Consider the following 13,796-nt stretch of genomic DNA (forward strand, 5'->3'; position numbering starts at 1 on the left):
TCAAGGTGCTGAAATCGACAGGATGAAGGGGGCCAGCGCAAACCGCAAAGAGCTGGTTCCCGCAACATCAAAGGTCAAATCGGCGCGGGCGAAATCATGGGCGAAACTGGTCAGGAACTGCTCTGTCACCAGTGTCCGCAACTCTTCGTCCAGATCGCCATGCACATATGTGTTCGACCGGCTGGACCACTGGGAATAATTGCCAAGATGGCCATAACCCAGACCATCAGGGCTGTAGCGGCCCTGGCGATCACCAAAGGCGAAATAGTCGTAAGACTTGCGATGACCCGAGATGTCGTCATCGCCCGCGCCACCAACAATGATGTTGTTATAGCCGGACACGGACAGCCGGTCATTTCCGGCACCGCCAAACACAATGTCCGCACCGCCATAGCTGGAGATAACGTCATCCCCGTCTTCGCCATCGATCATATCATTGCCACGGGTGCCGCGAATATAATCATCGCCCGACCCGCCCATGATGACTTGACTGGCAAGCGACCCATAGCGCAGTTCGCGTCTGTCTTCGAACTTGCCCGATCCACCGTCGATATGGTCATCGCCTGCACCACCGTCGAGGAAGTTTGACCCCGAAACGCCGTCGATGTCGTCGTTCCCGTCATTGCCGGCGATTGCGTTGTTGCGATCATTGCCTTTGATTTCGTCGTCAAAGGCAGAACCGGACACATCCTCGAAACCACCTGCGGAAGACAGTTTGATGGACAGGGTTACAGCGCCGCCTTTGTAGCTTCTGCCGTATTTGTCGCCTTCGCGGATGACCTGACGCTTGTCGGTGCCAAGATCCAAGTCGATCGGGCCGTTGAAGCCGCTAAAGTCAAGCGCGTCACCGGTGTCGTTCCAAAGACCTTCGGGCGTTGTGTCAGTGTGATGGTGGTTCGACTTGTGTGCGCCCTCGATCACATCGCTTTCGACAAGGCGGTCGATACCCAGATCGGTGCCCGCGAAGACATAAGTATCATCGCCGGAGCCGCCCCATGCCCAGTCATTGTCACGGCCGCCTTCAATCACGTCGTTGCCACCTGTGGTGACGTCGATCAACTGCAAGCCGATGATGGTATAGGGGTCCAGCTTGTCCAGCACGTCGTGATAATATTCTTTCTTGCCGTTGTCATAGAAACGGTCGAGGCCGACAATCTTGCCACGGATGATGATGACATGGGCGTTGTCACCAACGATACGGTCGTCGCCGTCTTCGCCGCGGATCGTGTCATTGCCATCGCCACCGATCAATACATCGCCATCGTCGCCGCCCAGAATTGTATCATTCGCAGTGCCCGGCGCGCCGGTTACGGATGCAAATTCAAAGACGGTGTTGTCAAAGACCCGCATGAAGCCCTGATCGCCCAGAACCAGATCGGTCTCCAGATCACCCTGCTGAACCACGTTATCCCTGTCAGCGCCGCCCACAATCTGGAAGCCGGCAATGCTTGGCGTGTCGTGATCGAACAGGTACCACTTGCCGTTCTTGAGATAACCGCCGGAGTTGATCCGCAGTTCGAAGGCATCACCGCTTACATTGCGGAAGATCACAACATTGGCAGGCAGGCTCGGGTTCGCCGGATCATATTCGATGAACTCTCCGTCAAAATTGGCACCGCGTGGATCGTTCAGGCTGATTTCGTCGCCATTGGTGGACACCAGACGGTAGCCGCCATTGCGCGCTGCATCGCGGTCTTCTGCGTCGATGTACAGATATACGTCGTAGCTGCCCGTGCCGTAGATATTGCTGAGCCCTGAGACATCCACACCCAGTTCGGATTTGGATTTTGCGTAGATGTATCCGTTGAACAGGTGCCCGTTCTGCGTGTCTGCATTGATCTGGTCGTGATCCTCGACATAGGCGTCGCGGCCATGTTTCGATTCAAGGTCTTGGCCAACGGTGATGCGAACACCCTCGTCGGTCAGCATCGAAGCGGTTGGCTTGTGATAGGAATGAGCATGCGCATGGCGGCCCCAACCGTGGGTCTCGGTATAGGTTTTCGTGAAGTCCCCCTGATCGACAAAGTTCAACCAGTTGCCACCGGCCACGTAACCTGCATCCCCGTCAACCCAGCCTTCGTTGACCTGCGCACCAAAGTTGATGCCCCATGCAATCACGTCTGTCCCTGATGTCGCATCATCCACACCGTTATGCGCAAAGATATCGCCGGTGTTGATGGTGTCATCACCCTGCCCGCCAATCACGCGATCTGTGCCGTTGCCGGTCAGGATCGTGTCATTGTAATTCTGGCTGGCATCGCCGTTGCGGCTGACGATTTCACGCAATTCGCCAAATTCTGCCGGGCCAACGGGCCCGGTGCGCAGGAAGGTAAGGTTACCGCCGTCACCGATGACCGTGTCGGCATCAAAGCGGCCCATGTCGGCATCGCCAGCGCTGTTGATCATATCACCACCAGCACCACCAAGAATGATGTCTTCGCCGCCGCCGGTCAGGATCACGTCGTTGCCGCCGATGCTGTCGGCAACCGTTTCGAATGTGTCGATCTTATAGGACTGACCGACAATTTGCAGGCCAGAGATAACCGGATAGCCATAGCGCTGGTTCGACGGGATCGAGATTTCGATTGTGATCTCGCCACCGGACAGGCCGGTCGCGGCGAGATAGTTACCCAGGCCCGGCGCATTCAGATCCTGCGAGGTTACACGGATCAGGGTGCCGTCAAAGTTGACGTTATCCGGATCGCTGACGAAATAGGTCTCGGCCCCGAGGGTGACCTGCCGCACGGTGCCATAGCGGCTGCTTGTCTTGCCGTCATCGCCATCAAGATAGACATAGATGTCGAATGTCTCGTAGTGGCGATCAAGGCCGCTCAGCGTCAGGACCAGCGTGTCGGTGTGACCGGAATAGAGGTACCCTTCGAACAGGCGGTCATCGGCGGTGGCAGGGTAACGGATATCGCTATGGGTATCGTCATTCGCTTCACGGATGTTGCCTTTGTAATCACGTACGTTCCAGTCGATGGTGACACCGGACATGATCCCGCCGCTTTCGTCGCGGACGAATTCTGCCGCGTCATCCCCAAAGGTTCCGGCATCCTCGTTCAGCTCGTTCCAGCCATCTGCGCGCGGTGCCGGCTTGTCAGAGGCGGACACACCCGAGCCCGCAACACCGTCAACAGTCGTGTCATTGCGGTAATGGTCATTGCCAAAGTTAAAGCTGATGACGCCAAATTCCTGACCGCTTGGATCAGCGGCAGTGGCACCGGTGAAGACGCCTGTTTCATTCACCGTGATCTTGGCGTTATCGCCAAAGACGATGTCGGTCACATTATCAACCGTGCCGGCATTGATGGTATCGTCGCCGTTCCCGCCAAAGATGATGTCTGTGGACAGGCCGGTGCTGATCAGATCATTGCCGCCAAAGGCCGGATCAATCGACACCACATCGCGCAGGAAGGTATAGGCACCGGTTTCAGGGTTCACAAAGTTAATAAACCCATGGTCACCCAGCACAATATCCTGACCGTCGGTGCCTTCAAAATCACCGGCAAAGTCGGTCACGATCGTGTCGTCTTTTGCACCGCCAAATACGATGTCATTGCCCAGACCCGTGGTGATCATGTCGTTGCCACCAATGGCGGGGCTTTGTGTGGTCACGCTTAAGATTGCGATGGGCAGGTTGCCAAAGTTGGTCACAGTGCTGTCGAACAGCGCGATGCCGTTGTCACCCAGAACGATGTTATCGCCCTGACCCGCATCAATCAGGTCATTGCCGTTGCCGCCAAAGATCAAGTCGGTGCTGGCACCGGTGGCGATCTTGTCATCATCGCCCAGCTCGTCCGCGATTGATTTCAACGTGCGCAGGGCCAGACCAAAGCTTGGGACGTTGGTTTCGATCGCGCCCGATTCCAGCAAGCCGCTGTCACCCAGCACGATGTTGGACCCCTCAGATGCATAGATCTCGTCTTGCTCGTAGCCGCCCAGGACGATGTCATCACCGCGACCGGTGTTGATCACGTCCCGACCACCAAACCCGGTATCAATGGAGGTCACCAGATCAAGCGTCGCCAGATTGCCGTCGATGTTCCAGAAGGCCGCACCAAAGTCGCCAAAGATCATGTTGATCGCATCGGATTGTGTTGCCGTCTCTCCGACATTGGCGGTGATGGTGTCATTAGCACCTCCACCAAGGATCAGATCGGCACCATACCCTGTGAGGATGATATCATTGCCGCCGGTGGCGGGCGATGTGGTCGAAATCTCGACCAAGGCGATGGCGAGGTTGCCAAAGTTCGGGGCCGCTGTCTCGAAGATCACATAGCCGTTGTCGCCCAGAACGATGTTGTTGCCCTGTGCCGCGTCAATGTCGTCACCGGCCTGACCGCCCAGAATGATGTCTGTGTCGTCGCCGGTCCGGATAATATCTACGCCACCGCGTGTATCTTCGATGGTGCGGATGGTCTGCAGCGCCAGCCCGAAGGCAGGGATGTTCGTCGCCACGGCACCCGACAGGATCTCGCCGCTGTCACCAATAACAAGGTTCGCACCCTGGCTAGCATCAATGTCGTCATTTGCATCACCACCGATGATGATATCGCTGGAGCGGCCCGTACGGATCGTATCGTTGCCGCCAACAAAGGTATCGGTCGACACCACACGATCAAGGGTCGCCAAGATGCCGTCGTCATTCCAGAAGGCCGCGCCAAAGTCGCCCAAGATCAGGTTGACCGCATCGGTTTGCGTTGCTGTCTCTCCGACATTTGCGATGATCGTGTCATTGCCAAAGCCGCCCAAGATCAGATCGGCACCATAGCCGGTGCGGATGATATCGTCGCCACCGGTGGTCGCATCAACGGTAAAGGCACTGACCAGCGCATAACGGAATGTGCCAAAATTCGGAGCCTCGGTCGCCAGCAGGACTTCGCCATTGTCACCGATGACGATGTTGTCACCCTGACCGGCGTTAATCACATCACCCGCCTGACCACCGATGATGATGTCTGTGCCGGTGAAGGTGTTGATGGTGTCCACACCGCCCACATCGAGGAAGGTCGACTTGAACGACGTCGGCGCGCGCGCCACGCCATCGGTCACATCTGTCAGGCCGCCGGTACCAAGACGCAGGCTGACAGCACCGTTTTCGTCCAGATACTCAAGCACACCACGATCACCAAAGACGATATCGTCAACCGAACCGGTATCGATATTGTCGTCATCCTGACCACCAAAGACGACCAGCGGACGCGTGGTATCGGGCGCTGTGACCGTATCGGCATCGCGCACATCGGCGTATTGATTGTAGGCACCCTGGGTGTTCAGCGCAAAGAAGTCATCGCCAGCGTCCATCGTGATGGTGACCGTGTCATTCCCCAAACCGGTGTTCAGCGAGGTAACTGTCTGCGCGCCTGCGATATCGCGGATATGGGCCGCGTCGATAAAGATCGTATCATCGCCAAAGCCGGTCCAATAGGTCACACCACCCAGGAAGTTGCCCTGTGCATCTGCGGTATAGCCGATGACCGCAGGCGCGATGCCCACCACATAGATATCTGTCACATCACTAAAGGTCTCGTCGATGCCGCGTGCGATTGCGGCAGCCTGCGCGTTCGCACGGTTGTCGGTGATCAACACAGGCTGAGCGGCTGTGCCATCGCCCAGAATTGCGGCCTCGTCCGAGATCATCAGCTGGTGGCGGCCTGTGCCCGCGTCGATGTTCAGCAATCCGGTGATGGCGTTCAGGTGACCTGTCAGGAACCGCGTGTCTGTTGTCAGGTTTTCGGCCGCTTCGGAGGACACATAGATGCGCTCATCGCCCTCGCCCAGATGCAGCGTGGTCCGCGCAGTGGTGCCTTGGATGTTCAGAACGTCGTCATTGCTGCCCAACGATAGGTCAAGGAACTCAACCGCGTGATAGCCAATGCCGTCGGTTTGCAGCGTGGTGGCGATGCGATCGGTCTGCTGACCAGCGGCGGCAAGCGCGCCTGTGACGACGGCCGTGATCGGGTGCGCCGACCGGCTGGTGACCGTCAGAATGCCGTCAATCGCATCGGTAACCAGATGTGGGCCCTGTGCTGCGGCGATCTTGTCGGCCAACACGCGGGCCACTGTCTGTGCGGTATCGCCAACAACCGCAGTATAGCTGAACACCGACTGCGCTGCGCTCAGGCCGATGATCTGTGTCGGCGTGACCAGATCCGAAACGGTGACGGTCCAGGTTTGACCGGCGACAGGTTCGGCTATGCTGATATCGGTCTGGGTATAGTCGCCACCCAAGCCACGTGTGTCGATGCTGGCGATCCGCGTATCGGCAAGCGCACCCTGGAACGTGAGATAGATTGCATCGCCCAACCGGTCGACGCCGACATTATGCGTGTAGGGCAGGAAGTCATAACCGTTGTTCGGGTTCAGGATCGGATCAAGTGCCGCAAGGATATGCACCACGGAAGCATCCCAAGCGATGGCTTCGGTTGTTTGCAGACGGACAATGCCGTTCACATCAGGGACAAGGAAACTAAGCGTGAAGGTGCCGCTATCGGCGGACAGGCGCAGCACTTCGACATTGTTGCGGTTTGGCGCTGTGGTGCCGGTGCGCAGCTCGGTGATGCTGACATCGGTCGTTGTGTCAGGTGCCGCCTGCAAATCAGTGCCTGCGACAACCAGCATGTCGACGTCCAGACCGCCTGCCAGGCCGCCAAACTCGACCAGATAGGCGATGCCATCCTTGGTCTCGATGATGTCGACGGTGACGTCATAGCCGGTCAGCGCGGCGATCTGATCACGCGCACTTAGCGCTGCTGCTGCAATATCCGACACCGATGTAGCATCAAAATCAAACGCAGTCAGCGTTGCGAGTGCCGATGTTCCGGTAAAGCCCAAGGTAAAGCTGCCGCCAATGGCGCGAATGTTGACCTGCTGGATTTCAGCAACCGATGGCATGTCCAGCCCGGTCAGACGGTCGCCGGTCAGGGTCATGACGTTGGCATTCACATCAAGGCTGTCGTTCAGGTTCAACTGGTCGCCCGCATCATCGCCCATATCGATCACCAGCATGCCGGTGATCTGGTCAAGGATACCGCGATCAGAACCAACATTCACGATGTCGTCGCCATTGCCCGTGGTAATGAAGGTGTGGCCCGAGATCGACTTGACGTTGACCGTGTCACTGCTGGTCACCGCATCAAAGCCGGTGCCCGTATCAATACGGGTCTTGCCTTCGTGTGTTGATTCAACGGTTAGCGTGTCACCGTTGCGGCCCAGACGGATGTCCAGCACCTCGATACCGCTATAGGTGATGCCACCGGGGATGCGCTGACCGGCGATGACAACGTCGTCGCCCATTCCAAGACCGCTCAGACGGGTCGAGGTCAGCACACCGACGTCAGCCGCAGGGCTTTGGCCGTTAAAGATGGTCAGCGTATCGATCTGTTCGACCTCGTCCACCCGCAGGTTCGCGTTGACGGGTGCATAGGAATACAGCTGGTCGGTGCCAGTCGCGAAATCGACAGGCAGGGCTGCCGCAATCGTTGCAAAGCTGCCCGAAACGACGGGGCGCAGAATGCCGGGCAGCTTGTTGGCCAATGTCTGGGTGATTGACGCTGCATCGCCGTCCGACGTCGCGCTGCGTGCGGCACCATCTATGCTCAATGTCCAAACCGCATTGGCGGTCGGGTCAAGCACACGGATCGCTGCCATTGTCCATTTTACGCCGGCTTGCGCATATTGTCCGGCAACCGGCGTCCCGCCGATGATCACAGTCGCGTCTGTCGGTGTCGCAACATCAATATCAAAGCCGCCGGTCGCGTCCCCGGTTTCAACGATGCGCAGGCGTGTCTCTCCGACAAGGTTCACGACTGCGCGCGCCTTGAACTGAGTGCTGGCCGCGTTGATTGCTTTGGCCAATTCCAGCGCGATCGTGCCGGAATAGTTTTGACCCTCGGTCGAGGTATAGCTGAACACTTCCTGACCAGCCGTCGAACCCGGTACCGGCGAGAGTGTGATCTGGTAGACGCCGGTCGTTGCACCAGCGGTCAGGTCGATGGTTGCTTCAAGCCAGTCAAGCATCCCCAGAACCGCCGCGCTTTGATCCGGTGTCCCAAAGACTTCGGCGGCACCAATCAAAGTTGCGTCACCGGTGCCAACGGTCAAATTGACGCTGAACGCTGTGCCTTCACCAATCTTGGTACCACTGGCAAAGGACAGGATGTCTTGGGACGCGCTGATAATATCGACCCGTTCGCTGGTGCCGGTCGTCCCCAGCGTTGCCACATCATAGATGGTCGCCGTGCCGTTGATGCGCGGGTCAAAGCCGGGACGTTCGCCATAAAGCTTGTTCACATGGGTCAGCGCCAGATCGGTGATTGTGGTCACGCCATCGATGGTCTCGATGCTGTCGGCCGTGCCGCTTGGCAGCTTTTCGTTGCTTTCACCGGGCAGCAGGATCGGGTTGTTCAATTCGATGGCTGTCGGCGACAGGCCACCAATAACGCTGATCGGACCACGGATGGAATTCACACGCTCGTCAAAGGCCGCAAATACCTTGGCATCGCCACCGTCAATGATTTCATCATCAATCGCCAGAACCGTGATTGTCTGGGCCGTGTTCCAGTTGCCTGCATCAAAGCGGACATACTGGCGCAATCTCATGGCACCATCGCTGTCCACAATCGCGCTGCCAACTGGCGTAATTTCAGCAGAGGCGGCCAGAATTGTACGCTTGTTGGCCAACACCTGAACAGCGACCACTGTCCCGTTGACGCTGACATCATACAGACGTGCCCCGCCGTTCGTGATGCGCGCATCGTCATCGGCCTGAATATCAGCCGCCAGTTTCGCCGCGAGCGTTGCAAGGCTGTCACCTTCTACAACGGTCTGGCTGTAAAGCTTGCCGACAAAGGTAACATCCCATGTCTCGCCAACGGCGGGGATGCCTGCGAATTCGATCTCGAGCACATTGTCGAAGTTAAAGTCAGGTACCGTGCGCGTCAGGATCGTGCCGCGGGTATCGGGCGTGATTGTTGCTTCGATAAAGAAACGTGGTGTCGCATCAGCGGCCCGCGTGATCTTGATCGCGTCACCGGCCAGGACGGCCTCGTAGCCAGTCAGGGCGTTGATCTGGGTGATCAGTCCATCGCGGATGTCGGAAAGTTGGTCATCCCCCTGAACAATGTAATCCGCCCTCAGCGTGTTTGTCTGGTAGGTAACGTCGTCATACAGCGCGACAGACCATACCTCGCCCTCGACAACCGACCCGGTAAAGGACAATTCGGCAATCGGGGCTGCAACGCGAACCTGAACGCGGTTGGCTTCGCCAAAGTTGGCAGCCGCATCAAACGCCAGATCACCATTGTAGGTACGAGTCTTGAGCGGGGTCACATCAACGGTAACCCACTTGTCGCCGATCAGCGCGCCGGTCAGCACGATATCAAAGCTATCGGTGACGCGGTTGTCGTCTTCACCGCGTTCGGCCAGATCGGTGGAATTGCCGCTCTCGATGATTTCGACCGTTGGGGCGTCATCGTCCAAAAGCTTCAGATCAAAGGCCGATGGTGCGGTCTGTTCTTTGTTCTGGCCTGCGACGTAATCATAATTCTCAAGAAGGGCGGCATCGGCACCTTGGGCGATGTCAGCCGCACTCAGGCGCAGAGCCCATGTGGTGCCTTCGGCAATAACGCCAGCGATAGGCGCAATCGAAATGGAGGCGAAATCCCAATAGCTGCTGCTCAGGACGCGCAGCGGGTTGGTCACAGCGCCGTTCTGGCTGGTTGGCGAAGCAGGGTTTGGCAGACGCTCGACCTGCAAGCCGAACGGCGGCACGCCAGCGGCATCGGGGCGTTTGAAGATCACGATGGCATTTTCAATAACCAGTGGCGGCGCGATGCTGTTCGCACCTGCGGCAACCAGATCAGTAACCCCACCGGACGCCAGCATCACAATGGAGAACGGGTTGCCAGCAGGGCGCGACACATTGATGGCCCCACCGGTACGCACCGAAACAACATAGCCCTGGTTCAATGCGGTGATCTGCTCTGCAATCTTTTCGCCGATCCCATAGATGCCGTTTGGCACATCAGACGCAACAGATGTGTATGTAACAAGCTGGCCATCCAACAGGATGTTCCAGGTCGCATCCGCAGCGATCCCGCCAACAGCAGATGGAACGAGCGTGGCCGAGCGATACAGTTCGGATGCCGCGTAATCGCTGCCGGCAAGCTTGCCGATCAGGCGGCGGACGATGCTTTGCAATGTGTCGCCGGTGACAGCGGTTGCCGACACAGTCAGGTCATCCAGCACGATATTCCATGTCGACCCGATAACCACACCACCAGCCAGATTGCGCGTGCCGTCCAAGATGGACGAGGTCAGCGACACAACCGCAACTTCAAGGGCGCGCTGTCCGGATACGGGCAGTGTCGCGCCCGCCGGGGCAAGGGTTTCCAGTTCGAATGCCTGACCGTCGATAAACACGCGCATGGTGCTGTTCGCGGTCGCTTCGATCTCGAACCCGTTGTTGTAGAATGGTGTTTGCGCTTTTGCATTCAGGGTGAAGCCGCTCGTGTCTTCAATCCGCAGGACACCGCCGATAACTTCGGCGGTCAGACCGATCGGCTTGCGGCTATCGCTACGGATTGCATCGCGCAGACCCTGAGCAACGGCAAGGCTGTCGGCCCCAAAGCCGAAGGTCGCACGATATTCTTCGCCGTTGATGGTGACGGTCCATACTTCGGTGATGGTGGATCCGGTCGTGCCACGGAAAATCTGGATATCTGCCGACCGGTAAAGCGCAGCGGCGGTCCGGGTTTGCGAGATATCGGCGTTGATATTCGCCGCCAGACCACGTGCCACATCGCCCTGACCCAACCCAAGGAAGGCATCCTGACCGGCCGTTATAACCGGTGTGACGCGGGCATAGTGGACACCTTCGGGCGCGGTATCGTCGTTTGCGGCAAGGCGCAGCAGACGTGGCGTGTTCCAGTTGGTGCTGTCAAAGCCCACGGTGACCGAGTTGCCCGATTGCGTCCCCGATGGGCCGCTAAACGAAACTGTGGCACCCTCGTTGACGTTGAATGTTACCGTGACAGGGCCGGTGGGCGCGCGCGACAGTGCGACATATACACTGTCACCATTGGCCGTCAGAAGAACGTTTTCGCCCGCAACATCGGCACCGATGGTGTCAACGCTCGACCCGGTTTCCAGCTTGGAGAATACAAGAACCTCGGCGCTGTCATTGTCGATCACCTCGACCAGTACATCGGCGACAACCACACCGTCATAGGGCTGCTCGTCTGTGCTCAGGGTGCCTTCAACGGCGGTGTGACGCAGGTTGATGATCTGGCGGCCTTCGGCCAACGCATCGTTTACGCCCGTGACCGTTACATATTGGACCTCGTCCCAGTTGGACGCATCGAATGTCAGGCTGGTAAAGGTCTCGGATCCGTTGACCATGACACCCTTACCGCCCGCTGCCTGGCTGCTTTCGGTGCCACGTGTCGGGGTGATGGTGATGGTCACGATGTCTTCGGGTGCGCGGGACAGGGCGATGCCATAGGTGTTGTGGATCAACAGCGGCGACGCCAGCGCATCTTCGAACACGCGCAATGCATCGTAATCGTTAAAGACGATGATACCGGCTTCGTCATTGTCAGCGATGTTGGTCACGACATCCTTGGCAAAGATCGCGTTATAGCGGGCGTCGTTGCTGCTCACGATGGTCTGGATCAGACCGTTATGACCGTTCAGGCTGTTCGAGACGACAGTGATCGCCCCGCCTTCGGTCACGGCACTCAGATCGGAACCGGCGATGTTGATGTTGTCGCTGCCGATGCCGCCAACGATTTCGACCTGCACGTTTTCATTGGTGCTTTCGATAAAGAAGGTGTCGTTGCCTTGCAGCGCATCAACGACCAGCCGCTCGATCCCGACAAAGCTGACGAACAGACCGCCACCAAAGACACCGTTTTCGGTAATCACATAGTCATCGCCGAACTCGCTGCCCACGATGGTCAGCGTGTCAAAGCCGTCGCCACCATCGATCCGCACAGGCGCATTGATGTTATAGGAAACAAAGTCGGCACCCTGCCCGCCATTGATATTGGTATATGGCGCGGCGGGATCGTCAGGGTCGACGCGGACAAAGGACCGGACAAGGAAGCTGTCATCGTCTTCGTTGCCGAACAGGAACAATTCGGCCTTGTTGGAATAGACGGTAAAGTTGTCCTGACCTGTGCCGCCGCTGAGCGTTGCGTTCTTGCTGATGCCGTTGGACAGGAAGCCGAGCGTGACCTGCGTTGTCGCATAGTAATCAATGCCGTCCAGACCGTTATAGGGGTTGGACGCATCACGCGCAGAGGCGAACAGCTGGCCGACCTGGAAGGTATCATTACCCGCATCGCCAAAGATGTTGAACGTCGCCAATGTGTCATCAAGAACAAAGATATCGTCGCCATCGCGGCCATTGACCTGAATGTCGCCTTCAAGGGCACCGTTATATTCGACGCGTTCAAGAATGCCCTCGATCTGATCGCCCTCGGCGTCAAGTTGCAGCGCAGCAACCACACCGGTGGCAACCGCCGGGTCCAGATTGGCGCGGAACAGGAACAGGTCGGCACGGTTGGTGCCGTTGATCTCGGCGCTATCGGCACCTTGTCCTGGCAAGCCGCTGTCCAGCAGACGGATCAGGGCAGTGCCTTCGCCAGCCAGACCGATCTGATAGAAATCGGACCCCTGCTCGCCGTCGATTTCAAGAACATAAGTGGTCTCAAGGCTGCCGCTTTGCAGGCCGTTCTTGAATGTCTGCTGGCCGTATTCGTCATAGTTGACGCGCACGATGTCATTACCCTGACCCAGCTTGATTTCAGTCGCGCCGCCCAAGCGTTCGATATTCAGCACGTCATTGCTGGAATCGTCAGTCGGTGACACGGGTTCATCGCCCATATCAATCTTGGTAAAGCCCGCGTGGGTGCCATCGACATGCAGCTTGTTGTTGCCGTTGCTGGTCTCAAGCACCAAGCTTTCGAAGCCAAGGTATTTGATGCCAACCGTCATCCCGAGGCCGATGATTTCGGTCGGGGTCAGACGGTTGCCTTGATCTGCGGCCGTGTCACCGTTGTCGCTGACGCGCAGGGTATCGTTGCCTTCGACAGTGCCGGTCGCTTCGGACCCGCCGTTGATGATCAGCTGTCCGAACAGGATGTCATTTACAGTGAATTCATTGACGGATGTCGGCGTAATCGGTCTGCCGACCACAACACTGTCAACGCCCGTGCCGGTCTCGATAAAGGTCGGGCCATTTATCGCATAAAGGTTCACGGTATCGACACCACCGCGGGTGCGCAGTGTTGTCCTGTCAGCCAGACCTGTCGAGGTGATCGTGGCCGTATTCGACCCTTCGCCCAGATCAATCTCGATATTCTCCACCGCGATGTAGCTGATGCCGGCACCTGACAGGTTAAAGCCGGTAACGTCCATCCACCCTTCAAGAAGCGCCAGATCGCGCAGGCCAATCGTCCCTGTCGATGTGTTCGCGTCATTGCGCCCGTCGATCAGCAGCGTGTCGCTGCCCCGGTCAATCGGGGATGTCCCCGCACCAAAGACATCAAAGGCATCGACATCAACAAGCGCGTCAATCTCGGTCAGGGAACCGGCGTTGCCGATGCGGATCGTGTCATCCCCCAAACCAGAGCGGATATAAAGCGGGATATCGGTGCTTTGAACCGTGATCTCATCGCCACCGCCAGCCGTATTCAGAACAACTTCGTTCGTACCGATGTGCGTGATCGCCACGGTTGCAGCACCGGTCACGGCAAGGGTGTCATCATTCACGACAATCAGGTCGGCGT

At 57.8% G+C, this 13,796-nt stretch carries 1 protein-coding gene (running past one end of the window); it reads right to left on the bottom strand.

From position 1 onward, the window contains the following. A protein-coding gene (locus tag ACSQ13_RS00160) for an LEPR-XLL domain-containing protein (protein ID WP_295510023.1) crosses the window boundary here: on the bottom strand, positions 1–13,796 show its end. Its footprint extends 21,751 nt past the window's final position; 13,796 of the gene's 35,547 nt are visible here — the last part of the coding sequence; its start codon lies beyond the right edge, outside the window; it ends in the stop codon at positions 1–3.

Source organism: Sulfitobacter sp. SH22 (assembly GCF_965641905.1).
Taxonomy (GTDB): domain Bacteria; phylum Pseudomonadota; class Alphaproteobacteria; order Rhodobacterales; family Rhodobacteraceae; genus Sulfitobacter.